This is a genomic window from Sphaerisporangium krabiense, assembly GCF_014200435.1.
Taxonomy (GTDB): domain Bacteria; phylum Actinomycetota; class Actinomycetes; order Streptosporangiales; family Streptosporangiaceae; genus Sphaerisporangium; species Sphaerisporangium krabiense.
The window spans coordinates 2,358,706-2,382,407 of sequence record NZ_JACHBR010000001.1; the positions used below are offsets into that span (position 1 = coordinate 2,358,706).

Sequence of the window (23,702 nt, forward strand, 5' to 3'; positions counted from 1 at the left end):
GGGCGCAACAGGTGCTGCAGCGCGCCAACGACCAGCTGGGCGCCGACTGGACCTGGCAGGACGCCCGTCACACCGTCATCGGCAGAATGACCCACGACGAGCCCCTCACGCTTGCCGAACTCCGCACCCACACCACCGCCCGGCCCTCCTGAAACCACCGCCGAGCACGCCACGCCCATCGCCTCATCCCCCTGGCCCAGTGGACCCTGGGAGGAACGCGGTGGCGGCGCTGGACAGCAGTGGCCCGAGGATCACCAGGCCCGTTTGCAGGTCGGTCATGAGGTTGTGGTCGACCTCCAGGACCTGCTCCAGTTTCGCGCGTTCATCGGCCCGGCTGATCACTGTCGCGGCGTCGTCCGCGTCCCCGAAAGGCAGCAGATCGTCACAGAGACGGGTGGCGGCCTCCCGAAGCGCGGCGCGGGCCGGAACGTACGCCAGGGCCACCAGCAGTGATCCGTTGCTGCCGAAGATCAGGACGACTCCACGGGACGACAACGGGGCGGGAGAAGCGCCGAGCGCGAGCGTCGCCAGCGCCACCAGCAGGCCGACGGCGCCCAGCAGTCGCCGGAGCAGCCGCCGGAAGCTGATCAGCGTGGCTACTCGGGTGCCTGGTCCGCCATCCAGCGTCCCGGCCGATCGGCGGATGCCCAGCATCGTCACCGTGGCCGGAAGAGCGCCCACACACGCGATCGTCGATAACCCCCAGCCCCGCCAGCTTGAGAAGGGGTTCGGGGACAGGACCAGGGCGAGCACGACCAGCAGCAAGACCACCAGAAACAGGGCGCCGAGCGGTCGGAACAACTCGCGGACGTGTCCGGAGCGCAGCGCCGTCAACTCTCTCCAGCGCTGGACACCATAGGCAAAGACGGCGCCGGAGGCGGCGGCCAATGCCACAGCAAGGCATGCCCACACCTCCCATCCGGGAGCCGCCTTGTTGGCGGAGGTGAGCACGATTGCCAAGCCGAGTGCGGACGCCGTCACGATGGCGACGGGGCGAAGCACAGGTACCACCACCCCCACCACGGGGTCAGAGCCGGACGGTGATCGTGTCAGATGCCCCTGCCGGTGTCCATACCTGACCGTCCGCGCCTCACCCCCGCCCTCCGGGGCCTTGGCCCCGCGCGCGGAGGTCCGCAAGGTACCTGGGACCCCGATTCATGAGGTCCCCTCCCCCATGATCATCGACACGAGCCATCCTTCCTCACTCGGTCGCACGTTCGAAACTTTCCGCGACCGTCCAGCGCTGACCGGCCTTGCGAACTCCTCCGCTGTCGCGTGCCTTCTCCAGCTCGCGAACCCGCCTTGATGGCCTCGGCCTGAGTCTTGCGCTGCACGTGTCGGCCGGGCATCCCGTCGTCCTTGACTCCCACGCTCACGCGCCCGTGCCACTTCAGCGCCCAGGCAGATGCTCGAAGCACCGTTCGGCTCACGTCCCGTTCAGTGCCCCCTTTCAGGCGACCGTCCTGTCACGCTGGCCACCACCGGCCGGCAGGGTCTTCACGTACTCGTGCAGGCACTTCGTCGGCACACGCCGCAGCCGGCTGATGAATACGGACGCGACGGCACCGCCGGTCCGTCCACGAGGCTCCACCAGGGTTCGGCCTGACCGGCAGTCCCCTGGTCGGACCCCATTTGGGCCGCCCTGAACAGTGATGGATCGGGCTGCCGCCCGGCTTCACCGGGTGCGGCATTCGCGGAACGTCCATGGTCGTTCGGCGTGGCCCTGAGCGCGTCCTGCGCATGGCGTGCGTATCGGCCGCTCGTGGCGGGTGCGGGGGCGTGGCACGAAACATGGAATGGCTTGAAACGGTTGCCCGGGCGCATGTGGCCGAAAAGCTCCGGCAGGAAGTAGCGAAGCCGGAAGCGGGCGACGCCGTCCCCACGCGGGACATGTCGGCCGACATTGCCGGGCTTGAAAGCCGGATCGCCGAGACTCGTCAAGCGGCCGTAGACGGCCTGATGCCAATGGCGGACGCCGGGGAGATCCTTACCGGCCTACGTGGCGGTTCTCGGCCGGTACGTGAAGCGGATCATGGTTCACCCACCCGGCCCCGGCCGCAGGCGGATGGACAACATCCCCGGAACGTCAATCGACATCATCCACGCATAGCAGAAAGCCCCCGCCGTAGCGGGGGCTTTCTGTTTGGGTTGGACGAGTCGCATGGCCCGCCCAACTGGGCACGTCGGCAGGCCGATGGCGATCCGCTAGCCGACGTGCGGACCTGGGAGCCGCCGCGGCGTCGCAGGGCCGTATGGGACGAGCCGGGCTAATCGTTTTTCCCGTTCCGGCAATTTTCAGGTAACGCATCCCGTGCTTTTCAGCAAAGTCGGCGAGGATACGCGGGGCCGCACTTTCCGGCGGTTTCCGGGTAAATTCGAACGTTCACCTCTTGTCGCGGCATGGGTTCTTCCGCTCTTCGGATGAACGATTGGCACATCTCAGGCTTGACGCCCATCGCGGTCATGCCGCTCGGGCTCACCGTCTTCATTGAGGGTGGATCGAAGATTCGCTATGCTGGCCGGACGAGAAATTACGTCATAAGGCGAAAGCGCGAAGTAGATGAAGCGTGTTGCAATAGTGCAATCGAATTACATTCCCTGGAAAGGGTATTTTGATCTCATCGCGCATGTCGATGAGTTCATTCTGCTCGACGATGTTCAGTACACCAATCGGGATTGGCGTAACCGAAACCTGATAAAGACGGCTGCGGGCCCCAGTTGGCTCTCGATTCCAGTCAGGCAAAGCAGTCGGAGTCAACTCATCAATGAATCGACCATCGTCTACCCGGCCTGGAACGTGAAGCACTGGCGCACACTCATGCACGCATACCGAAGAGCCCCCTATTTCGATGAATATGCCACGGTCCTGGAGAAGATGTACCTGGAATGTGAGACAAGCAGCCTATCCGAGATCAACAGGCATTTCCTCGAAGGAATCTGCTCCATCCTTGACATTCACACCGATCTGCGTCCGTCCGCCGACTACGGCGCGACAGGATCGAAAACCGAACGCCTGCTCGACCTGTGCCAGAAGTCGGGCGCAACGCAATACGTCAGCGGACCGGCGGCTCGTGTCTACCTTGACGAGTCACTCCTCCGGAACGCAGGAATCGACGTCCTGTGGTTCGACTACGAAGGGTACCGCGAATATCCACAACTCCATCCTCCCTTCCACCATCACGTGAGTGTCGTCGATCTCATTTTCAATACGGGGCCAACCGCCAAGAAGTATCTGAAGGTCGCCACGCCCGGAACCGAAACCGTCGAAGTACCGTTGGACCTGCGGGCATCCAGCACGTGAGTACCTGCCCAGACGGCATGCCGCCGGCCACTTACCACAGAGCAGGCACGGCTGTTCGCCATGCGGATAAGCGACGGATCCGATCGCGGGAGTTGATGGCGGCGTGGCCGCCGGTTCGACGAGTACGTCGGGCACGATCTGCTGTCCAGTCGCGGCAGGTGGCCAAGCGTATCGGCGCGAGGGCGATATAGGAGAACGGCAAGCGGCCCCACAGCTGAAAACCACATCTCGAGGGAGAAAAGTATGCGGATTGTCCTGTTCTGTAATGATCGGACCGGTCTTGAGATCGCAACTTGGCTGCGTGGCAGGCCTGATGCCGAGATCGCCGCCGTCGTCCTCAACGCTCCCGGGCAGCAGCGTCGCGCCGACGAAATCAGGGACCTGTTCCCCGACCTGGAGCGAGCAGGGTTGGTGCTCACCGGGGACATCCTCAAGAAGGAGGAGACGCCTCGTCGTATCGCAGGACTCGGCGCGGAGATGGGGATCTCCCTGTACTTCGCGCACATATTCACGTCGCGGCTCATCAACGCGTTTCCGCGTGGGATCGTCAACCTGCATCCCTCCCTGCTGCCCTACAACCGGGGGCGGCGGACGGCGATCTGGTCGATTATCGATGGCACGCCGGCCGGTGCGACGTTGCACATGGTCGACCAAGGAGTCGACACGGGTCCGGTGCTCTCGCAGGAGGAGGTTCCTGTCCACCCGTACGACACAGGCGGTTCGCTCTATCGGAAAGTAGAGGACGCCGCCGTCGAACTGTTCCGGCGCTCGTGGCCGTTGCTGTGCGCGAATTCGCTCATACCGAAAGAGCAGGATAATGAGAAAGCCACTGAACACACGACCAGTGAGTTCGAGGAAATCGGGTACCTTGACCCGGACCGGTTCATGACGGTCGGGCAAATGGTGGACATCATCCGGGGCCGGTGCTTCAACCGAGACAACTGCGTGCGAATCCGCGGACTCGACGGCACCACGATCCGCCTCTTTCTCGAGCCGATTCCCGAGTGACTCCCGGCCGGGGTCCGCGCGGACGTGGCCTGGCCGGGGATCCCCGCCTCCGCGCAGCGGTCCCCTATGATCGCGGCCCTGCGGGCGGCGTGGTGCGGCATTGACGCGCTCGGCGTTGAATGGGGCGCAGAGCGCCTAGGGACGCCGTAGCCAGTGTCACGGCCTTTTTCCCTCCTTCCTCGCGCGGGGCACGACAGTGACGACCTGAGGGTCTTCCACAGGCATCAGGAGCACAGCAGCAGGCACCAGCAGCGGACGCGCGTCCAACGACGGAAAGGCCCCTGACCGATCCAGCCGGGGCCTTCGTGCTGTCCGGGGGCGGGCGTCAGAGGTCGTCGATGATGGACTTGATCAGGGTGGGGGTTTCGCCGATGGGGGCGGCCTGCACGGTGAGTTCGTTCATGGTGGCGGTGTAGTCGTCGACGTCGGCTCGTTTGTCCAGGTACAGGGCGCTGGCGAGCTGTTCCAGGTACACCACGTCGGAGATCGCCGCCTCGGCGAAGCGCAGGATGGTGATCGGGCCGCCGGCCGCGGCGTGCCCGCCGACCGCGAAGGGCAGCACCTGCAGCGAGATGTTGGGCGCCGCGGCGGCCGTGATCAGGTGCTCGAGCTGGGCGCGCTGCACGTCGGCGCCGCCGAACGGACGGCGCAGCGCCGCCTCGTCCACGATCGCCCACAGCCGCAGCCCGTCGGCGCGCAGCAGCCTTCGCTGGCGCCTCATGCGCAGGCCGACCCGGCGTTCGATGTCGTCCACGGGCTCGGCGCCGTGGACGAGCCGGATGACGGCGCGCGCGTAGTCGGGGGTCTGCAGCAGGCCAGGGATGAACTGCACTTCGTAGGCGCGGATCACGGAGGCGGCCTCCTCCAGCCCGATGTAGGGCTCGAACCAGCCGGGCAGCAGACCGGCGTACTCGTGCCACCACCCCGGGAGGCCCGCCTGGCGGGCCATGGCCGTCAGGGCCTCGCGTTCGCCTTCGTCGGTGACGCCGTAGAGCGTGAGCAGGTCGGCCAGATCCCGGGTCTTGATGGGGCTCCGGCCGAGTTCTAATCGGCTGATCTTGGATTCGCTGCCCCGGATCGCGTAGCCGGCCGCGTCGCGCGTGATGCCCCTCGCCTCGCGCAGGCGCCGCAGATGGTGGCCGAGCGCCATGCGCAGGACGGTCGGCCCGCCGCGCGGCCAGGTCAGCGCCGCCCCGGTCTGCTTCCCGCTGACGGCGTGCTCGCTGACCATATGGCGCTCCCTGGACAGATGATCGGTTCTTCGTGCAGGCCGGCCGATGTATCCGCCGATGGCCCCGCGTCTCTGCCGCAGACGTGAGCGGCACCTCTGTGGGCACGCCGGTCGTCATTCAGGTCCAACATATTACGCGCAGTCGCGGGGAACGTACAGATGCACGTGCATATGCACGTCCTATACGATTCACGGTGTGCCCGTACGCAGCATGTTCGGCGGCGCCGGACGGATGAGGGACGGGTACGGAGGGACGCCGGGCCCGCCGGACCGTTGCGGAGGCTGAAGGGGATGGGGGCACGACGGGGTGACCCCGAGGGCCAGGCCGAAACCGGCCGCCATGGCGAGGAGCAGGCCGGCCGCGTACGGGCCGCGAGAGACGAGGTGGGCCCGCAGCCACGCGCCCGTCGGCATGATCGGCAGGCTTCTCACGAAGTACGCGGGCGGCGGGATGTCGTCGGCAGGACCCAAGGCCGCCCCCTTCCCGATGATCACCTGCCCGTCACGCTAATCAGCGGGCCGGGCACGCCCCCGGAAGCCGCGCGTGGGCAGGGCCGATCCCTGCCGAGCGTTGGCGTGCGGCGGTGCCGGACTTGAACCAACGGAGAACCGACCGGGCCGCCGGGTGTGGCCGCGGCGCGCCTTTCTTTCCCCGTTGAGTTCGCGTAGAAGTGGCTCTACCTGGCCATTCACCTGCGCCATGCATGATCGTTTCGCAACAGGGCAGTAGCAGCCGCAGTTCTGACCCGAAGCCGCGCACAAGGACGCAGATAAGGATCGGCCAATGGACTTCCGGGACGATGTCGACCTAGACGCCTCCCAGGTCGAGAATCGTGGAGGCGGGGGCGGCCTCCGTGGCGGCGGACTCGCCATCGGCGGCGGCGCGGTGGGGGTCATCGCCCTGCTGGCCGCCCTGCTGTTCGGGGTCAACCCCGGCGACATCCTCGGAGGCGGCGGCGGTGACTCCACCAGCGGGCAGCCGGCCTCCGACCTCAGCTCCGAGTGCCGGAAGGGCTCCGACGCCGACCAGTCGGAGAACTGCCGGGTCGTCGGCGTGGTCAACAGCATCCAGGCGTACTGGAAGGACGCGTTCGACCAGGCGGGCAGGTCCTCCTACACCTCGGCCAGGACCGTCCTGTTCTCCCAGGCCGTCGGCACGGGATGCGGGCAGGCCACCTCGCAGGTCGGCCCGTTCTACTGCCCGGCCGACAAGCGGGTGTACCTGGACCTGACCTTCTTCGACGAGCTGCAGAGCAAGTTCGGCGCCAAGGGCGGGCCGTTCGCCCAGGCGTACGTCATCGCCCACGAGTACGGCCACCACGTGCAGGACCTGCTCGGGACCATGGAACGCGTCGGCGACGACCGTCAGGGCCCCGAGAGCGGCTCCGTACGCCTCGAGCTCCAGGCGGACTGCTACGCGGGCGTCTGGGCCAAGAACGCCGTGGACACCGGCTTCTACGAGAAGCCCTTCACCGACACCGACATCCAGGAGGCGCTGGACGCGGCGGCGGCCGTCGGCGACGACAGGATCCAGGAGAAGGCGCAGGGCCGGGTGAACCCCGAAGGCTTCACCCACGGCACGGCGGACCAGCGGATGAAGTGGTTCGGCACCGGCTACAAGTCGGGCGATCCTGGCGCGTGCGACACCTTCTCCGGCGGCATCTGAGCGCTTTTCGCACCTCAACACAGGACACCGAAGCAGGCAGAGCATGAAAACTCTCTTAAACTCAATAGGGTGATCTTCAAGTCAGTCGGTGACAGACGTCCGTACCCGGAGCATGGCCTGTCCCATCGCGAATGGGCGCGCATCCCGCCCCGGCAGGTCAGGCTCGATTCCCTGATCACCACCAAGGCGGTGCTGGACCTGCACTCCCTGCTCGCCAAGGACTCCACGTTCTACGGTGACCTCTTCCCCCACGTCGTGCAGTGGCGCGGCGAGTACTACCTCGAAGACGGCCTGCACCGCGCGCTCCGCGCGGCGCTCCACCAGCGCTCGGTCCTCCACGCCCGCGTCCTGGAAGTGGACTCCCTCGCCGCCGCCGGCGAGGGCCTGCAGGGACGCGCGGCCGAACCACCGCTCTCTTAGGTAAAACACTTCCCGTACCCGTCATCCGCCGCCGCCCGGCTTCCTAAGCTGCGACCGTCGCAGAGGCGACACGGCCACTGGCCGCAGGGAACGCAGGCGTCGGGGCGGTTATCCAATGCGAGATGTCACTCAGATCGTTGCCCAGCTCCGGGAAGAGCTCGCGGGAGAGCTGCGCGAACGGGTGCGGCGCCGTCTGCGCGAACAGCCCGCCGACTGGCTGGTGGACCAGCTGATGGCGTTGGTCCTGCCGCCGGAGGAGGTTTCCTACGCCATCCCCCGGCAGGTTCCCCGAGGCCCCGAGGCGGACGCGCACGCCGCCGTGCCTCTCCCCGAGGCGCACGGGTGCGCCCCCTGGAACGGGGAGCCTCTCGACCCCGTCACCTCTCCGGAGGCCGAGGGCGACCGTCCGGCGCGGATCCGCCGGCTCGGCCTGGACGCGACGTCCCTGCCCGGGTTCACCGCCCGCTACCGGTCCCTGCGCCGCGAGGTCCTGGAGGCCGAGGGCTACCTGCTCGACCCGCCGCCCCGGGGCGGTGCGCTGATCGCTCCCGCGCACCGCTCGCCCGAGGCCGAGGCGCTGCTGCGCGAGGCCAAGGACGTCCTGCACGCGCTGCTCTTCTGCGGCCCGCAGGACGGCGTACGGCTCGACCGCGCCGCATGGGCCTCGCTCACGCTCGCCGTCCCGCCGTCCAAGGCGCACGCCGTGGCCGCGCTTCTCGGCCCGGAGGCGCGGGCCGAGGGATCCACGTTCCGCGTCGAGTTCGGCGAGCTCCCCGGCGAGCCGGCCCACCACGCGGACGAGACGGCCCCGGCCCGGCCCGGCGCCGCGGGCCTGGTGGCTCACGCCCTCGGCGCGGCCCTGTGCCTGATCAACGACCTGGAGATCAACGAGCCCACCCTCTGCGGCCGATGACCGGTCGACCCATCGCCGGGGCTGAGCAGCCCGGGCGGACGCTGACACGCCGCGAGCTTCCTTGGTTCGGTCACCGCGACCAGTGCCCGCGGACATGATCGAACTCATGCTCGCCCGCGAGTCGCGCGGGGTGGAATGATGCGGTCGCATACGGTGAGGATCATTATCGAACAGGCCCGGTCGCCCCGGCGGCTGGGCCTTCGTCATGCCAGGGCGCCACGCCCAGACTGGCGCTGCCCTAAGAGCCGCTCACCGCGGCACGCGCTTGACGGATGAACCACTCGACCACCTCGCGGTAACGGTGATGCGCCTGATCGAAGCGTGAGCGCGCCCCCTCCTGTCCCTGGGCGATCTCCCACAGCATCGAATTGCAGTCCGCTGCCGCCTGCGTGACAGCCTCCGACGCCTCGGCTACCGTTGCGGGCCCTTCGAGCAGAACCACCCGGGCACACCTGGCCAGCGGATCGAAGGCATCTCGCAGGCTGTTGCGTAACTCCTGGATCCTCACCGCCTGCTCCGCCGCATCCATCCCCTGGATGTACACGTCACCGAGCCTGTAGTACAGCTCACCGGCGATGTGGGCCTGTTCGATGAACTCCAGGTAGGCGGTACGGCGAGCCTGCCGAACGTCGCCGTGCTGCTGGGCTCGGGCGGACGCTTCGGCCTGAATCCTCGCAGCGCGGGCGTTGCCCTGGCTGGCCACCCAGCCCGCTAGAACCGCAGTTCCTCCGGTCAAGAGCGCAACCCATATCGTGCTGTCCACATCGGCCTCCTCGGTTTCGGCTCCTGTGGACCTCATCTCCAGACCCGCGTCCTCGTCCTGGTCTACTCCCGGTCGTTCAGCACGCCGATCAGTGCGGACAGTTCACGCCCAGTGCTCTCATAGAGCGCGTTCAGCATGTCCTCGACGTCGCCGAGCTTTGTCGCGACCTGCAGCGTGGCCCACACCTGCGCCGCGGCGGTGTCGCCCTTCTGCAATGCCTTACGCGCCTCGGTCTCGTAGTCGGTCGATCGCGCGAACGGCTCCATCGCCCCTCCTCGCCTCGATGTGGACGGCGCCACCGTACGCACCAGGCAGGCCACACGACCACGGACAAACTGCTATCGCCCAGGTCATGGCCTCATCTCCTTGACCATCAACCCACCCCATGATCGTGGGCCCGGCGTCGTTCCCCCGAACGCCGGGCCCCACACATCAGTTTCTATCGGCCGGCCTCACACAATGAGGCGCGCCTTGCGGCGCTTGTGGCCGGTCTGCCGCTCCTCGCCGATGGCGCCTAGAGCCAGCACGAAAAGGCTCCAGGATGGCCAGTCCTCTCGGCCCCCGTGAAACTGCAGCGCCAGGCGCCCGACCTCATCCTTATCCTTCCCGCGTCGAGTTCCCGGCGGATCTCCCTGATCGCGTCGAACATCTCGTCCGCCTGAGCTTTCGCCTTCGACACGAATACTTCCTTCCCCATGAGCCCCGGTCTGGGGCTCGGTTGGGAGTAGGAGAGCACAGCATGCCGCCCCCGGAACGGCCCGTGCATAGGCAAGCTCTCGCTGATATCGCGATGGTGCTCAGCTGAGGGCTGCGCGAAAGCTGGGCCGACGGCCGTGGCCCCCTCACGGTCGACGACGTCCCGTACGAGGCGTCCGCGGCGTCACCATCTACGCCGGCGTCAACAGCCTCCCGAGGTCACCCTCGACGTCATCGTCCGCTAGCTTGCCACCTTTCCTAGGATAAAGCCCAGCACGAGGAACAACGCGCCGCCAATGATCTGCACCAACCAGTCATCCCGCGTTCTTCGCCAAAAGGATGGGCGATCAGAACGGTAGTAATTTCGAAGGGACACCCTAGGCCCTCTTCCTCGCGCCAAAAGAAACATGAGGCCCAATGAGACGGCCACCCACAAACCAAAGGGTGCGATAAGATAATTGATGCCGCCAGATGATATCTTATTCGTAATAATCCATGTAGCACCCTGAGCGGCAGTGACGGCCGCGAGCCCCAGGGTGAATATCGTGTGTGCAGCCATGAGCCCGCGGTGATTTATGTTGATGCGACGCCTGGACGGCCTAGACACTACTGTGCGAATACGACTTAGAATGCCCTCACACAGCACGTCCGGTTCCACGAGTCTGACGTAGGAGGTCCAACGCGAAAGCTCGACCTCGATTCGCCGGGGATCACGGACCGCACTTCGGACATCATCAACGGCGACCACATATTGAAGGCTTTCAATCCTCTCAGGAAGTCCAGAAAAATCCTCACCCCTATCCGCCCGATAAGTGTTGTCACAAATAATTTCTAAATCGCCCAACTCGGCCAAGGCATTCGCGATATCTTCCATATCCTCACGGAAGAGTCGCAGATTACCCAGTTTGTGAATCTCGATTCGCGTACCAGTCCGTTGCACCGCCATGTGCAGATCGTGCCGCCTGGGCCGCCCTTAAGGTGCTACAACAACCCAATTGTGACCTGGGTGGATGACGTTATGCCGCTGCCGAGCGGCGGAAACGCCTCATGGCCGCCTCCCACCCCCACCACCGTCCATACCAAACTATCCAAATGAAGCGCCTGGTATCCGGTGAACCCGACGCACTCGCCGCCGTGTACGGCGGCCAGCAGGCCCAGGAAACCACCGGCTTCTTCGCCTTCGAAACCGGCGGCTGGAAGGCCGCCGTCCGCCGCGGCCTTGAACGATGGTTGGGGGACCCGCCCCAGCGGACAACAGCCCCGCATCAAGCTCCACGTCCCCTCGCCTCTGACATCTGCGTCACCTCAGCGAACCTCCTGTTCGGCGAGATGGTCACCATCACCTACACCGACAAAGCGACTGCAGACCCGCCTGGAGGAACTCGTCGAGGAGACCGGCCTCCACGCGACGCTACTGGAGGCCGCCGAGCTGGACGCCGCACTCGGCGGGGTCTGTCTGCGCGTGTACCGGGACGCGAAGGTCGCCCCGTACCCGTGGCTGGCGCTGGTGCACGCCGACTCAGCGCTGCCCGAATGGTGGTACGGCCAGATGACCACCGTCACCTTCTAGGAGGTCGTCGCCGGCGAACGCCAAGGTGTGCCAGGTCGAAGCCGACCTCCCCGCCGCGAGCGACATCGTGGCCAGCGTCGCAGCCACCAGCGCTGAGCAGCACCAGGAACTGCTCGCCGCCCGCGCCGAGCGCGGAAGTCTCCTCGACAGGCTGTGCGCACCCCACCCGTTGTGGGACACCGCGGACAACAAGCTCGCCGCGTGCACGGCGCTTCAGAAGGCAGCGCGAGACGACTCGGTCCTGGCCTGACTCTCATCCGCCGATCTCGTCATGCTTACGCTTGGGGCTAGGTAGAGTACGAGCATGGGTACGACACCCCGGATGACCCTGCCCACTCAGCTGGTGCTACGGGCATTACTCGAAGATCCATCACGCGAGATGTACGGCCTGGAACTGTGCGCCGCCGCCGGCCTCCCGAGCGGCACCATTCATCCCATCCTTGCCCGCTTCGAAGGGCTGGGGTGGCTGGATTCGCGATGGGAGGAGGCGGATCCTCACGAGCAGGGTCGGCCACGTAGGCGGTACTACAAACTGACTCCAAATGGTGCCGAGCGCGCACGTACTGCTCTTGATCGTTCTTCGGCGAAGGCTCCCAGAAATCCGCCGATCCTCCGCACAAGACATCTCGGCGGCGCCTCGTGAATGAGTATTGTACATCCACCCCTGCAGTGCGAGCCGCTAGCTCTCTAGGCATTGCAATGGCACACATGCACCCCTACATCGCCAGAGAACCATACAAGCCCCACGTAGAAGCGGTTCAGATTCTCGCCATCCTCGGAGAATGCCGGAACACGATAGGTGTACTCGAGGAGCTGCTACGCCAGCCCGAAGCTAACCATCAAAACATAAAGAGCGGCGTTTTAACACTTGTCAACATGCTCCACTCGCACCAGGACAAATCTTACGAACTTTTCCCCAATGATCACATGGCGTGCGCTGCGCTCACAAAGGCGACTATGGATTATAAACAATATGTCTTAAGTCTTCCCAACGCCCTCATGACCAGCACTCGGGCGGTGCCGAGGCCGCCGAGTATCCAGGTGCATGTCACTCCGAACGCCCAGCGGTTAGCGAACCTGACAGCAAGGATGCTGCCCGCTGCACACCGGGGCCGATATGTAGAGGAGCTGCAAGCGGAGCTATGGGACCTCGCCAGCGCAAGAGCGACCAAGTCTATGCAGCTGCTTTATGCGTTCCAGCAGTTGGGACGAGTGTGGCAGTTACGCCGTGAGTTGCTAGTCCCAGGGCGATGCAGGGGCGAAGTTCTACTCCGCTGGGCAAGTTGGGTACTCGAATCTGACGTCCGCACCTGGATACCACTGAGCGCCATAGTGATTCTAGCTCTGATCAACGTCGTGATCGAGCAAGGGTGGGGCTCGGCTTTCCTAGCGGCTCCCACAGCCTGGGTATTTCATAAAGGTGTGCAGCGGCTCCGCACCCGCTGGGGAATCCAGCCACCAGATAAAGACCGGGCACGGAAGTAATTACCGTATTATGACGGAGTCACGCCCTATCAGTCGGAGTGCCCAGCTGATTGCACCATGCGACTGACGGCACCATCTCCCCGGTAACGGCTTATCCCCAGGGGGACAGTCTTAGCTCCGGCCGCCCTGCCTCACACAGGGCGGCATTCACTGCAGCCCGCAGCTTCGCATCCCGGCGCAGGTGAATGCGCACCGTTTCCGGCTTCTTGTTCAGTTTGGCGGCCGCCTTCGGGATGGAGAGGCCGATGGCTAGCAGGTAGGGCAGGTGCGGATGCCAGCTTGTGTCAGGCAGCGCCCCGCGCAGTCGCGGGCCGCGCAGTCGCATGGCCTCCGCGCGGAACTCGGGGTAGGCCTCGAAGTGCTGGTGCAGGCCGGCCTCGGCCTTGCCGAGCTTCCGGATGGCGACCCGGAAGCTCAGTCCCTCCCCCACCAGGCGGAGGAACTCCGCGTGCCAGGAGGTGTCGCGGCGCTGGGGCATCACACGGCCTTGCCCAAGAGGATCTTCTCCCATAGGTCGGCTATCTGGACGTACCGCATACGAGGGGTCTGCACCCTTTCTCCACCGGCGGTAGTCCGTTCGATGTAGCCCCGCCCGCCCGCCGTGACGAGGTAGTAGATCACCGGCTTGCACTCGCACGTCCAGCGCAGGACCCGACGGCGGTCCTCGGCGGCGGTGGCCGATTGCCAGGTGACGCGCTCGGCGTCGTCGTTCGGCTTGGGCACGTGCGGGCCGTGCCCGGCGCTGCCCTCGGTCGCGGTGAGCGTCACGACGTCGGTCCTATCTGCCGTGGCGGCCGTCGTCCGGTGACCACCGCGGCGCATTCCTGGCACATCATCCGGCCCCGCTCCCAGATCAGCCGTGTCCCGGAGATCTCCGCGACCCGCGCCTGAACGCCGCACGCCGTGGTGGCCGTGGCGCGCGGGACGGCGAGCTCCCACGGCACGGCGTGCTCAACGCAGGACGGGACGACGAGCGCGACGGCGTAACGCTCACGGCCGTCCTCGCCGGAGGACCGCGCCGGGTCTTCCGCCGGGCGCCCGGTGGCGGCAGGGAAGTACCCGCCCACCGAACGGCGCGCGTTCGGTCCGAGACCGTAGGGGTCGCGTGGTTGGCCGTCGACGAGCTGCTCCTCGCGAGGCTCTCGGGCGGGGCCGTCCTGCCCGGTCATGCGACCCACGTCCGCCCGTGGCTGAGCGCCGCGGTGGCGCCGAGCTCGGCCTCGCGCATCTGCTCGCGCAGCTCGTCGAGGGTCGGGGCCTCGACTCGCAGGGCGGAGGGCGCGTTCCACATCGCGATGGCGACGAACCGGCGGGTGCCCACGCCGTAGAAGATGAACCAGCCGGGCTCGGCCTGGTCGAGCATGGCGGCTGCAGCCGTCTTGGCCGGGTCCCACCGGTGCGGGGTCTGGAGGTTCACGCGCGGGCTCTGCCCCTCGCCCTCGGCGCAGTGGCGCCCCTTGGGCCGCCTCACGCTGCCGCTCCCACTCGATGCGGCTCGCGCGCGCCGACCGGAGGCGGGGTGTCCGGGGCCCGGCCGACCCCGCGCGGGATGGCGGGCACGGCCGGACGGGCGTGCCGCGCGAGGCGGGGCGCGGCCGCCGGCGGGTGGACCGCCGCAGGGCGCGCGGGGACGGCGGCCGGGAAGCGGCCGGCCAGGCCGAGGCGGCGCCGAGCGTCGAGCCGGGCGCGCATCTGCGCGGTGGTGGGGTGCTCCCACTCGTGGCCGTGACGGTGCGGCAGGCTGCCCGCGTCATGGGCGTACGGCGGGTGCCCGCACCAGCGGCAGCCGAGCGGCTTGGGCGGGGCGTCGGCGCGGTGGCGGATGCGGACGAGTCGGGGCGTTCTGGCTAAGGGGCCTCTACGATTGCTCACGGGTCGGACCTCCAGAGTCCGGTCAAGGGCTCGTCCGGTCGTTTGCAGCGCCGGACGGGCCCGTCTTGCTTCTTGCAGTGGACGGTGCGACGGCGCAGGAGGTCTGGGATCACCGCGCCGCCACACCAGCTCATGGCCACGGAGCCCCCGGACGTCCTGTATCGAGCCGCGTCCGCGTAGGTCTTTGCGTGGCTTCGCTGCCATGCAAGCAACCGGCCGGTTACGGTTGGGAGAGTTGACCTGTTGCCCTGCAGGGACAGGTCAACGAAGTCAACAGGCGGTCAACACCGGGACAGGCCAATGACGAGCACCTTCGGCGAGCGGATGCGGGCCCTCCTGGCTGAGCGCGGCATGTCGCTGCGCGGGCTGGCAAGAGCGGTGCATTACGACGTTGGGTACCTGTCCAAGGTGGCCAATGACCGCAGGCGGCCCTCGCTGCAGGCGGCTGAGAGAATCGACGCCTCCTTGGAGGCGGGGGGCGAACTTGTGGCCCTGGCCCCCTCTCCTGTCCGCTCGGGGGCGCTCAACCCAGACGATGAGGACAGGCTCGTCCACGTCACTCAGAACCCGATGCGACTGGATTCCGTCGTGGTCGAGGGCCTTGCAGCTACCTTGGCCAGCCATCGGCGTATCGAAGATGTCGTCGGATCCAGCGCCGTGTTGTCTGCCGCGCGAAGCCATCTTGACCTAGTTCTCCGCCTACTGAAAGAAACGCGTGGGCCTTTAGCAAAGGATCTGTCCGCGATCGCTTCCGAAGCGTCACAATTTGCCGGATGGTTAAGCACCGCAACCGGTGCTCACCGAGCAGCCGGCCCGCTGTATGACCAGGCACTACGACTCGGCCTGCAGGCAGGCGAAAACAACCTGGCCGCCACAGCACTGTCCATGCGCGGGCATCTGGCATGGGCAACAGACGACATCGTCGCTATGGCCAGCCTTTCAGAGGCCGCCGGGCAGCTCGCTTCCGCTGCAGGAACTCGGGCAGTCGCTATTCAGCAAGGTGGACGTGCATTAGCAATTCTCGGAGAGAAACAGGAAGCGCTACGAGCAATAGGCCGCGCGGAAGAAGTGCTCGACGGCCCCACCGACCGAGATGATCCCGACGGCCTGTACTTCTACAGCTCCGACTTGTTGACTATGCAACGCGGACTAATTTTGGCCTATCTGGCAGACTCGCCCGCCGAGCATGCTAAGGCAGCCGACCTCATCACCGTGGGTATTGAGGGGCTTCCTACAGAAATTCGAGACTCCGAGTGGGTCGCGTGGTACCGCGTCCAGGCCGCTGCAGCGCGTGCAGCCAGCGGGGAAGCCGAAGAGTCCGCAGCGGCACTGCGTGTGGCACTGCGCATCATCTCCGCCACAGGAGGCCGGAAGACCCGCGGCGATATCGCAAAGACGCACCGGTGGATGGCCGCACGCTGGCCGAGTAACCCTGCCATTGCCGAGCTCGGTGAATACCTACGCTCAGCCTGACGCAGGGCCCCGTCAAGCCAGCCCTAGCAGGCCAGGGAGGTAGTACGTGAGTCTACGAACGCCCCTCACACCTGAACGTGTGACAGAGCGTCTCAGTGATACCGGATGGACTGGCGACACCGTCGAGATCAGCCGAACCTACGCCGTTGAGTACGACACGGCGATTCGTATCGTCGCCGCGGTGGGTGTGGCGGCCATCGAGCTGGAGCACCGACCAGACATCGACATCCGTTGGGACCGACTGCGGTTCGCCATGACCACGCACACCGCTGGGGATGTCGTTACCGAACTCGACTTCGCGCTGGCAGAACGGATCAACGAAATAGCTCGCCAATATGGTGCTCAGCCGCTGTGACGTCAATGGAGAGCAAAGGTAGATATGCCGCAGCCTCTCAGTGAACGGGAGATCAGCACGCTTCTCGGGTTCCATCCGGGGTGGCAGCGAGAGGGAAATTCCATCACGCGCACTTTCACGCACACCTATCACGAATGCGTGCACCTTGCGATGTACGTGGCGGCCAAGGCCCGTGTGAAATCGGCCACCACCCGGACATCCACATTACCTGGCAGCGCATCCGATTCGAGATCACGACTCACGATGCGGGCAACCAGCTAACAGAGAGGGATTTTCAGCTCGCGCGGCATATCGACGCGATCGCCGCCGGCCACGGTGCCACCGAGCTGAGCGACTGAGCTGCACGCGCGGCGCATCCGGCGTGGCTCCCGGTCGCCCCTTCGGGAGCCGCCCCCACCGGCGGTGCGGCGGCGCAAGGTCTGGCTTACATGCCGCCGCACCTGCTCGCAGGTTCTTCGATGCCGTAGCACCGTTCCCGGTGAACATTGCGTGAACCACCCATGACGGTGGAAATGTTGTCGGGGAAGATAAATCTGACCCATGGGTTAGGAGCTGCTGGTGAGCCGTCGCGCGGCCGCTCGCGCCGCATGCTCGCCACGGCCAGGCCGACGCCGTGCGCCGCGAGCTCGTACGTCGGCCGCCAGGCACCGCCGCTCGGCCCGCTCTTCCTCCGCCAGGCGCTCGGCACGCTCCGCGCGGGAGCGCAGCTCGCCTATGCTCTCCTCGGCGGCCGCCAACCGGGCGGCGGCCGCCCTCCGCTCCGCCTGCAGCTGCGCCCGCACCTCCGCCTCGCTGCGGGCCACAGCCGCCGCCTGCTCGCCGTGCTCGGCCACCTTCCGCGCCGCCTGACGCACCTGACGGTCAGCCTCGGCCAGGCCCCGGGTGAGTGCCTCACGTGCCTCGCGGGCGTCCTCCTGGGCCGCGCACATCGCTTCCTCGGCCTCGACGAGGCGCTCGTCGGCCTCCCGCGCGGCGCGGCGCGCCTCCTCTGCGTCGGCCTCGGCCAGGCGGCGCCGCTCGACCTCGGCGGCGAGCTCGGCGCGTGCCTCGGCGACCTGTCGCGCCGCCTCGGCCTAGGCCGCTTCGATCTGGGCCTCGGCCGCCTCGATGTCGGCGGCGCGCTCCAGCTCGGCCAGCATGCCGGCCAGGCGCTCGGCGAGGCGTTCGATGTCGGCGCGGATCTCGGCCTGGAGCCTGCTCGCGCGGCCGATGGAGGTGTGCACGGGCCGGTCATCGACGACGTCGCGCCCGCGGCCGCCGGCCGCCTGGGCGCGGGCCCGGCGCTCGCGCTCGCGGAACGCCGACAGCGCGGTGTGCAGCCGCCGGTCGTTCTCGTCGACCACGTCGCAGTACTTGCGGGGCGCGCCGCGGCGGGCGCTGGTCGAGGGCATGGCGGCCGGCCGGTCGCAGCCGGGGTAGGCGCAGGCGGGCATGGCCTCAGAGAGCTGCACGAGCATTTCAGTGCCTTTCGTTCACACGAAACGAAATGGATTGCAACGAGATTGAATGAAATGGAAACGCAATGGTGAACGGCTCCCGCGGGCGGCGAGGGGCGCGCCGCCCGCGGGGCGGCGGTCAGGCCGTGACGACGGTGGGGCGGGCGGCCGGGCCGGTGGCCATCAGCGCGCCGATGACCTCGGCGGCGTGCCGGGCGGCCTCGGGCGACAGCCTGCTGTAGACCTCGGCCAGCGCCAGGACGTCGGCGGGCACGGCTACGCCGAGTGCCGCGCCCGCGGGGGCGGGCGCCGGGCCGCTGTCGCGGGGGACGGCCATGACGCTGTCGATGACGTCGGCCGCGCGCCCGTCGGCCTCGGGCGACAGGTGGCCGTAGATGTCGGCGGTCACGGTGATCGACTCGTGGCCGAGGCGCTTGGAGACCGTGTCCAGGCTGACGTTCTCGCCGAGGAGCTCCAGGGCATGAGCGTGCCGGAACTTGTGAGGGGTCGCGGCCGTCTGGATCTGCCGCTCGCGGGCCGTGGCCACGACCTTGGACCAGTGGGTCTGGTGCCAGCCGCTGCTGTTCAGGATCCCGCCACGGGCGCCCGTGAAGATCAGCCCCTGGGCGGGCACGTCCTTGGTCCGGCGGCGGAGCATGAGCACGACACTGTCGGGGATCCGGATCGTGCGCAGCCCGGCGTCCGACTTCGCGTACGGCGCGAGGTAGTTGCGCCGCCTCTCGTCCTCCTTGACGACCTGGGCGACGGTAAGCAGCTTGCGCCGCAGGTCGATGTCACACGGCCGCAGCGCGATCATCTCGCCCCAGCGCAACCCCGTGCCCATCGCCAGGGTCAGGATGTCCCCGGCGAGCTGAGACACCTCATACCCAATCGCGATCCAGTCGGCGATCTCCAGGCCCGTCGGCACCTGCTCCAGCGTCACCGACCGCCCCGGCCGCTCCGGGAGGATCACCCCGACGCACGGGTTCACCTCGATCGGAATCGAGGCCTTGCGCGCCGCCCAGGACAGCGCCGGGCTGAGCACGCCCCCATGCACGTTGGAGATCGTCTTGGGCGAGTAGGGGATCCGCTCGCCCCTGCGCGAGTAGGTGCGGCCACGCATCCAGAACACCCACGCCTGGACGAGCTCGGTCGTCACCTCGGCGACGGGCCGCCCGCCGAGCGGGCCCACGCGGGTGTCGTCCTCCAGGGTGACGATCGCGCCGCGGACGTGGCCGCCGTACAGCCGCCGGTACCCGGCGACCTGGCGCGGCTCGGCCTTGCCCGTCTTGCCCAGGTACGCGAGGTAGTCGTACACGACCTGCGTGAGGCTGGGCCCCGCCGCAGAGGTCTCCAGCTCGGGCTCGGCCGGGGCTAGCTCCAGCCCCCGGCACCCCTTCGGGTAGCCGGCGGGACGCCGGTCCCCGGCGGCCTCGACCTTGGACTTGAACTTCTTGGCGATGCGCTCGGTGTCGCAGGTCTCGCCGTCCTCGCGTCCGTCGCGTGCGCCGCCTTCGCGCCAGCAGACGCGGAAGGTGGTCCGGCTGGTGTGCTTACTGGTCAAACGTCGTATCCATGCTGCCATCTGGCACCCCTTTTGATCAGGGGTAGGCACCACCGCCACCGGGACGCGCATTCAAGATCATGTCTGTAAATGTGCTGCAATGATCTTGAATGCGAAGGGCCTCTGAGCGAGTTCTAGCAGCTCAGAGGCCCTTGTAGTGGCGGTGGAGGTGGGATTTGAACCCACGGATGAGTTGCCCCATCACACGCTTTCGAGGCGTGCGCCCTCGGCCACTAGGCGACTCCACCGCCGAGCAGCCTACCGGATCCTGGACACTGCTCGTGCGGACAGTCGCCGGTTATGCGGCATTGATGAGATGTTCACCGGCGCCGATCGGCGAAGAAGTCCGCCAGGACGGCCGAACAGTCCCCGGCGAGCACTCCGAGGAGCACCTCGGGACGGTGGTTGAGCCGCCGGTCCCGCACGACGTCCCACAGCGAGCCGGCCGCGCCCGCCTTCTCGTCCACGGCGCCGTAGACGATCCTGGCCACACGGGCGAGGACGGCCGCGCCCGCGCACATCGTGCACGGCTCCAGCGTGACGACCAGCGTGCAGCCGGACAGCCGCCACTCCCCGAGCGCCCGCGCGGCCCCGCGCAGCGCGACGATCTCGGCATGGGCGGTGGGGTCGGCGGCGGCCTCGCGCTCGTTGCCCGCGGCGGCCAGCACGGCGCCGTCCGGGCCGAGGACGACGGCGCCGACGGGCACCTCGCCGCGGCGCCCGGCACGCACGGCCTCGGCGAGCGCGAGCCGCATGGGCTCCTCGAAGGATGGCAGGCTCACAGCAACGATTGTCCGCCCTGACGGACACGGGGAGGGACCGGGCGCGGCTAGCGCAGCCGGTCCAGCTCGTCGGCGAACGACAGCTTCTCGGCGATCACCGAGAGGGTGTCCGCCGGGAGCACCCCTTCCTCCATGCTCAGCTCCAGCAGCTCCTCGGCGCTGACGCCGAGGTCGCGCAGCAGCTCGAAGTCGCCCGCGGGGCGGATCCCGACGTCGGCGTCCTTGTCCGGCACCACGACGCCCGCCAGCTCGTTGAACAGCTCTCCGAGCGCGTCGCCCGCCGCGGCGTGCGCGTCGGAGAGGAAGGCGCGCGGGTCGCCCTCGTCCTCGTACCGGACCAGGGCGAACCATTCGTCCTCGACCTCGACGCAGAGCAGGGCGAGCTCGTCGCCCTGCAGCCCGAGAGCGTCCTGCACGGCGTCGCCGAGGTCGTCGGCGATCTCGACGTTCGCCAGGTCCACCTCGGCGCCGTTCCAGCCGTCGGGCATGCGGACGAAGGCCGCGGCGAACAAGGAGCTACGGGACGGTCTCGACGGCATGATCGGGGCTCCCGAGGTCAGCCGATGGCTGAGTCGACGGCACGTTCAAACGGCTGGGAGAACCCGAGCCGGGCGGCGATGCTGGACAGCACCTCATCAGGCAGCAGTTCGAGGTCCCCGGAGAGCGCGCCGAGCTCCATCTCGTCGAGCCCCAGGTCGGCGAAGATCGACAGGTCTCCCGCGGGGAGGACCATGTCGAGTTCCTCCTCCTCGGGGACGGGAACGTCGAGGAACTCGAGCACCTGCTGGGCCAGGGGCCAGTCCCACGCCGCCGTGATGTCGGAGAGGAAGACGTCGACGCGCTCGCCGAACACCCGTAATGCCACGAAGAAGTCATCCCCAACGGCGACCAGGCCAATCGTGGCACCCATGCTCGGCTGCTGGCGAAGCGCGTGGATCAGGCCGTGCAGATCGGCCGTCAGACCCACGGGCAACATCTCGGCTTCCCAGCGGTCGTCCTCGCGATAGACCACGATGGCGAAGTCAAGAGCGTCTACGTCTGTCATCTTCACCCCACCGACGCGGTTCGTACGGTTGGCAATGCTCCCAGAATCGTCGGGTCCCCGTACGCCCGTCGGGCAAATTGTGATCAAAAACGGGTGACCAGGGCCCGCCCGTAGGGAGATGGCCGTTTCCGACCAGGTCGTACCGTTCACCCGGCCCCAGCGGCTACGGTTGGCCACCATGAAGACCCTCGTCGTCGACCACCCGCTCGTCGCGCACAAGCTCACCGCGCTCCGCGACGAGCGCACGGACTCCCCGACGTTCCGCCGTCTCGCGGACGAGCTGGTCACGCTGCTCGCCTACGAGGCGACCCGCGACGTGAGGGTCACCGACGTGACGGTCACCACCCCTGTCGCCCCCGCGGACGGCGTGCGGCTGGCGCGCCCGGCGCCGCTGGTGGTGCCGATCCTGCGGGCGGGACTCGGCATGCTGGACGGCATGGCCCGTCTGCTGCCGACGGCCGAGGTGGGCTTCCTCGGCATGGTGCGCGACGAGGGCACCCTCAAGGCGCAGACCTACGCGACGCGCCTGCCGGAGGATCTGTCCGGCCGCCAGTGCTTCGTGCTGGACCCGATGCTCGCGACCGGCGGCACGCTGGCCGCGGCGATCCGGCTGCTGTTCGAGCGGGGCGCCGAGGACGTCACGGCCATCTGCCTGCTCGCCGCGCCGGAGGGCCTGGCCTACCTGGAGAGCGTCTTCACCGACTCGGCGGCCCCGGTGCGCGTGGTGACGGCCGCTCTGGACGAGCGGCTGAACGAGCTCGGCTACATCGTCCCGGGGCTCGGAGACGCCGGCGACCGCCTGTACGGGGTCGTCTGACTCTCTTGGGGCGTTCGAGCCCCCTCGTGCCTCTAGGTCATCAGAGTCGTCCGAATCCTTTTCCTTCTTCTTCCTCTGGTTGACACACGTCTAGTTACATACTGTGTTTCAGTGGGTACACACGGTGATGACGATGTCATTGTGTTCCCCGGCACCCGGTGCCGCGGGACGCGCACTGGGGAGAGCCCATGGACCAGCGGCCGGAGATTGACGCCTATACACAGGTCGAGACCGTGCTTAAGGTCGAGTTCGCCGGGGTTCATCCGGCCGCGACGGTGGCACGCTGCATCGAAGCGGCTCACCACGGTGCGATGGAGGTCACTGGTTACGCGTACCCGGGTCTCGTGGAGCGCATCGCGCGCAAGCACCTTCAAGTGCTGGCGACGGTCGCCACCGAGCGGGAGTGACGCGGGTCACATCCAGACCCCTAAAGACTGAGGGGTCCGGATGCGCTTTACCGAGCCTGACGGCTGGGTAATGTATACGGTGGGTGCAGTGGGTGAGTGGTAATCGGAGGCGGCAGTGCAGGTCAAGAAGGTTCTAACGTACGCAGCCATCGCGTTTGTGGCTTTCTACCTGTTCACCAGACCGGCTGACGCGGCAAGCGCGGTCAAGGGAGCAATGGACACTGTGGTGAATGCCGCGGATTCGCTGGCGCTATTCTTCACGAAGCTGACATGAGGCTGACATGAGGCTGGTGACCCACGGAGACTCTGCTCCGTCGTCGGTCAACCGTTACCTTCTCCCCCAAGAACACCAAGTCATCATGGTGCGGCGCCATCCGGCCGTCCTGTTGCGGCCGGTCGCCGAGGTCTTCGGCGGCCTGGTCCTCGCGGGGCTGCTGAGCAAGTGGCTCGGAGAGAACCAGGGCTCGCAGGCGCTCGTCATCGTCTGGTGGGCCTGGCTCCTCTTATTGGTCCGCTTCGTATGGAAAGTGGCGGAGTGGTCGGTTGACTACTTTGTGGTGACGTCCAAACGCATGCTGTTGACACGAGGGCTCATAACCCGCCGCGTCGACATGATGCCTCTGGGCAAGGTCACGGACATGAGCTTCCAGCGTTCCCTGCTGGGCCGCATGCTCGGATACGGCGAGTTCGTCCTGGAGTCGGCGGGTCAAGATCAGGCGCTGTCGACCGTCCCCTTCATTCCGTATCCCGAGACCTTGTACCTGGAGGTCTGTCAGATGCTGTTTCCCGGTTCTGACGACGATGATTAGTCCACTTTCGTCCTGAATCCCGAGGCGTGAGACACACTTCGCCTCGGGATTCTTGACGTGGGTATACCCGATTCGGCTCCTTCGTGCCA

At 67.1% G+C, this 23,702-nt stretch carries 32 protein-coding genes and 1 tRNA gene; 16 read left to right on the top strand and 17 right to left on the bottom strand.

The features are described 5' to 3' along the window. Positions 1-11: 11 nt before the first annotated feature. Positions 12-152 carry a hypothetical protein gene (locus BJ981_RS10245; protein ID WP_184610262.1) on the top strand — a complete coding sequence of 47 codons (141 nt, stop codon included), beginning with the start codon at positions 12-14 and terminating at the stop codon, positions 150-152. A gap of 31 nt (positions 153-183) precedes the next feature. Here the strand turns inward: BJ981_RS10245 and BJ981_RS10250 are convergent, their stop codons facing one another. Continuing rightward, on the bottom strand, positions 184-1,002 hold the full coding sequence (locus BJ981_RS10250) for a hypothetical protein (protein WP_184610264.1): 819 nt from the start codon (positions 1,000-1,002) through the stop codon (positions 184-186). A 1,558-nt stretch (positions 1,003-2,560) separates the two neighbouring features. On the opposite strand from BJ981_RS10250, the gene BJ981_RS10255 reads away from it, so the two are divergent. After that, positions 2,561-3,301: a WbqC family protein gene (locus tag BJ981_RS10255; RefSeq protein WP_184610266.1), complete on the top strand. Its 741-nt coding sequence runs from the start codon at positions 2,561-2,563 to the stop codon at positions 3,299-3,301. 243 nt (positions 3,302-3,544) lie between these two features. Then, positions 3,545-4,309, top strand: a complete 765-nt coding sequence (locus BJ981_RS10260; RefSeq protein WP_184610268.1) for a formyltransferase family protein — start codon at positions 3,545-3,547, stop codon at positions 4,307-4,309. Positions 4,310-4,634: 325 nt separating this feature from the next. Here the strand turns inward: BJ981_RS10260 and BJ981_RS10265 are convergent, their stop codons facing one another. Together BJ981_RS10265 and BJ981_RS10270 are read right to left on the bottom strand one after the other, a co-directional pair. Further along, positions 4,635-5,540: a Sco1979 family transcriptional regulator gene (locus BJ981_RS10265; RefSeq protein ID WP_184610269.1), complete on the bottom strand. Its 906-nt coding sequence runs from the start codon at positions 5,538-5,540 to the stop codon at positions 4,635-4,637. Positions 5,541-5,729: 189 nt separating this feature from the next. Continuing rightward, complete coding sequence (locus tag BJ981_RS10270; protein WP_184610271.1) at positions 5,730-6,035, bottom strand: hypothetical protein; 306 nt, start codon at positions 6,033-6,035, stop codon at positions 5,730-5,732. A 289-nt stretch (positions 6,036-6,324) separates the two neighbouring features. Between BJ981_RS10270 and ypfJ the strand changes: the two genes are divergently transcribed. The 3 genes from ypfJ to BJ981_RS10285 all read left to right on the top strand — a co-directional run bounded on the left by ypfJ (position 6,325) and on the right by BJ981_RS10285 (position 8,539). Continuing rightward, positions 6,325-7,206, top strand: coding sequence for a KPN_02809 family neutral zinc metallopeptidase (ypfJ, locus tag BJ981_RS10275; RefSeq protein WP_184610273.1), 882 nt, complete (start codon positions 6,325-6,327; stop codon positions 7,204-7,206). Between the two features lie 69 nt (positions 7,207-7,275). Continuing rightward, positions 7,276-7,626 (top strand): type II toxin-antitoxin system VapB family antitoxin, encoded by a 351-nt coding sequence (locus BJ981_RS10280; protein ID WP_184610275.1) that lies wholly within the window; start codon positions 7,276-7,278, stop codon positions 7,624-7,626. 115 nt (positions 7,627-7,741) lie between these two features. After that, positions 7,742-8,539, top strand: a complete 798-nt coding sequence (locus BJ981_RS10285) for a hypothetical protein (RefSeq protein ID WP_184610277.1) — start codon at positions 7,742-7,744, stop codon at positions 8,537-8,539. 238 nt (positions 8,540-8,777) lie between these two features. Here the strand turns inward: BJ981_RS10285 and BJ981_RS10290 are convergent, their stop codons facing one another. The 3 genes from BJ981_RS10290 to BJ981_RS10300 all read right to left on the bottom strand — a co-directional run bounded on the left by BJ981_RS10290 (position 8,778) and on the right by BJ981_RS10300 (position 10,944). Continuing rightward, positions 8,778-9,302, bottom strand: coding sequence for a hypothetical protein (locus tag BJ981_RS10290; protein ID WP_184610278.1), 525 nt, complete (start codon positions 9,300-9,302; stop codon positions 8,778-8,780). Positions 9,303-9,364: 62 nt separating this feature from the next. Continuing rightward, entirely contained in the window at positions 9,365-9,568 is a 204-nt protein-coding gene (locus BJ981_RS10295; RefSeq protein WP_184610280.1) for a hypothetical protein, read from the bottom strand. 671 nt (positions 9,569-10,239) lie between these two features. After that, positions 10,240-10,944: a hypothetical protein gene (locus BJ981_RS10300; protein ID WP_184610282.1), complete on the bottom strand. Its 705-nt coding sequence runs from the start codon at positions 10,942-10,944 to the stop codon at positions 10,240-10,242. Positions 10,945-11,593: 649 nt separating this feature from the next. Here BJ981_RS10300 and BJ981_RS10305 point away from each other — a divergent pair. Continuing rightward, the gene (locus tag BJ981_RS10305) at positions 11,594-11,818 is read left to right on the top strand and encodes a hypothetical protein (protein ID WP_184610283.1); all 225 of its coding nucleotides are present in this window, start codon (positions 11,594-11,596) and stop codon (positions 11,816-11,818) included. A 129-nt stretch (positions 11,819-11,947) separates the two neighbouring features. Beyond that, positions 11,948-12,211 carry a PadR family transcriptional regulator gene (locus BJ981_RS10310; RefSeq protein ID WP_239139367.1) on the top strand — a complete coding sequence of 88 codons (264 nt, stop codon included), beginning with the start codon at positions 11,948-11,950 and terminating at the stop codon, positions 12,209-12,211. Positions 12,212-13,144: 933 nt separating this feature from the next. On the opposite strand, the gene BJ981_RS10315 is transcribed toward BJ981_RS10310, so the two are convergent. Genes BJ981_RS10315 through BJ981_RS10335 form a run of 5 tightly spaced genes read right to left on the bottom strand, consistent with a single transcriptional unit; the run spans position 13,145 to position 14,925 of the window. Beyond that, on the bottom strand, positions 13,145-13,531 hold the full coding sequence (locus tag BJ981_RS10315; RefSeq protein WP_184610285.1) for a hypothetical protein: 387 nt from the start codon (positions 13,529-13,531) through the stop codon (positions 13,145-13,147). After that, entirely contained in the window at positions 13,531-13,821 is a 291-nt protein-coding gene (locus BJ981_RS10320; protein WP_184610286.1) for a hypothetical protein, read from the bottom strand. The genes BJ981_RS10315 and BJ981_RS10320 overlap by 1 nt, the downstream gene beginning before the upstream one ends. Further along, positions 13,818-14,222 (bottom strand): hypothetical protein, encoded by a 405-nt coding sequence (locus BJ981_RS10325; protein ID WP_184610288.1) that lies wholly within the window; start codon positions 14,220-14,222, stop codon positions 13,818-13,820. Before BJ981_RS10325 ends, BJ981_RS10320 begins: the two co-directional genes overlap by 4 nt. Continuing rightward, positions 14,219-14,524, bottom strand: a complete 306-nt coding sequence (locus BJ981_RS10330; RefSeq protein ID WP_184610290.1) for a hypothetical protein — start codon at positions 14,522-14,524, stop codon at positions 14,219-14,221. The genes BJ981_RS10325 and BJ981_RS10330 overlap by 4 nt, the downstream gene beginning before the upstream one ends. Beyond that, positions 14,521-14,925: a hypothetical protein gene (locus BJ981_RS10335; protein ID WP_184610292.1), complete on the bottom strand. Its 405-nt coding sequence runs from the start codon at positions 14,923-14,925 to the stop codon at positions 14,521-14,523. Before BJ981_RS10335 ends, BJ981_RS10330 begins: the two co-directional genes overlap by 4 nt. Positions 14,926-15,225: 300 nt before the next feature. On the opposite strand from BJ981_RS10335, the gene BJ981_RS10340 reads away from it, so the two are divergent. From BJ981_RS10340 to BJ981_RS37920, 4 genes are all read left to right on the top strand, one after another. Further along, positions 15,226-16,398 carry a helix-turn-helix domain-containing protein gene (locus BJ981_RS10340; protein ID WP_184610294.1) on the top strand — a complete coding sequence of 391 codons (1,173 nt, stop codon included), beginning with the start codon at positions 15,226-15,228 and terminating at the stop codon, positions 16,396-16,398. Positions 16,399-16,444: 46 nt separating this feature from the next. Further along, positions 16,445-16,753, top strand: a complete 309-nt coding sequence (locus tag BJ981_RS10345; protein WP_184610296.1) for a 4a-hydroxytetrahydrobiopterin dehydratase — start codon at positions 16,445-16,447, stop codon at positions 16,751-16,753. Positions 16,754-16,887: 134 nt separating this feature from the next. Beyond that, positions 16,888-17,091, top strand: coding sequence for a 4a-hydroxytetrahydrobiopterin dehydratase (locus tag BJ981_RS37915; RefSeq protein ID WP_239139348.1), 204 nt, complete (start codon positions 16,888-16,890; stop codon positions 17,089-17,091). Between the two features lie 376 nt (positions 17,092-17,467). Further along, the gene (locus BJ981_RS37920) at positions 17,468-17,602 is read left to right on the top strand and encodes a hypothetical protein (protein WP_260324624.1); all 135 of its coding nucleotides are present in this window, start codon (positions 17,468-17,470) and stop codon (positions 17,600-17,602) included. 224 nt (positions 17,603-17,826) lie between these two features. Here the strand turns inward: BJ981_RS37920 and BJ981_RS10355 are convergent, their stop codons facing one another. From BJ981_RS10355 to BJ981_RS10380, 6 genes are all read right to left on the bottom strand, one after another. Beyond that, entirely contained in the window at positions 17,827-18,210 is a 384-nt protein-coding gene (locus BJ981_RS10355) for a hypothetical protein (RefSeq protein WP_204070361.1), read from the bottom strand. A gap of 118 nt (positions 18,211-18,328) precedes the next feature. Further along, positions 18,329-19,753: a tyrosine-type recombinase/integrase gene (locus BJ981_RS10360; protein WP_184610300.1), complete on the bottom strand. Its 1,425-nt coding sequence runs from the start codon at positions 19,751-19,753 to the stop codon at positions 18,329-18,331. A 158-nt stretch (positions 19,754-19,911) separates the two neighbouring features. Continuing rightward, positions 19,912-20,001 (bottom strand) — tRNA-Ser (locus BJ981_RS10365). A gap of 72 nt (positions 20,002-20,073) precedes the next feature. Next, positions 20,074-20,508 carry a tRNA adenosine(34) deaminase TadA gene (tadA, locus tag BJ981_RS10370; protein WP_184615882.1) on the bottom strand — a complete coding sequence of 145 codons (435 nt, stop codon included), beginning with the start codon at positions 20,506-20,508 and terminating at the stop codon, positions 20,074-20,076. A gap of 74 nt (positions 20,509-20,582) precedes the next feature. Continuing rightward, positions 20,583-21,074: a tRNA adenosine deaminase-associated protein gene (locus tag BJ981_RS10375; RefSeq protein ID WP_184610301.1), complete on the bottom strand. Its 492-nt coding sequence runs from the start codon at positions 21,072-21,074 to the stop codon at positions 20,583-20,585. Between the two features lie 17 nt (positions 21,075-21,091). Further along, entirely contained in the window at positions 21,092-21,580 is a 489-nt protein-coding gene (locus tag BJ981_RS10380; RefSeq protein ID WP_184610303.1) for a tRNA adenosine deaminase-associated protein, read from the bottom strand. A gap of 178 nt (positions 21,581-21,758) precedes the next feature. Between BJ981_RS10380 and upp the strand changes: the two genes are divergently transcribed. The 4 genes from upp (at position 21,759) to BJ981_RS10400 (ending at position 23,613) form a co-directional block, all read left to right on the top strand. Further along, a complete protein-coding gene (gene upp / locus BJ981_RS10385) occupies positions 21,759-22,397 on the top strand; it encodes a uracil phosphoribosyltransferase (protein ID WP_184610305.1) in 639 nt (212 codons plus the stop codon). A gap of 188 nt (positions 22,398-22,585) precedes the next feature. After that, positions 22,586-22,804: a three-helix bundle dimerization domain-containing protein gene (locus BJ981_RS10390; protein WP_184610308.1), complete on the top strand. Its 219-nt coding sequence runs from the start codon at positions 22,586-22,588 to the stop codon at positions 22,802-22,804. Between the two features lie 115 nt (positions 22,805-22,919). Beyond that, complete coding sequence (locus BJ981_RS10395; protein ID WP_184610310.1) at positions 22,920-23,078, top strand: hypothetical protein; 159 nt, start codon at positions 22,920-22,922, stop codon at positions 23,076-23,078. 7 nt (positions 23,079-23,085) lie between these two features. Next, complete coding sequence (locus tag BJ981_RS10400) at positions 23,086-23,613, top strand: PH domain-containing protein (protein WP_184610312.1); 528 nt, start codon at positions 23,086-23,088, stop codon at positions 23,611-23,613. Positions 23,614-23,702 lie beyond the last annotated feature (89 nt).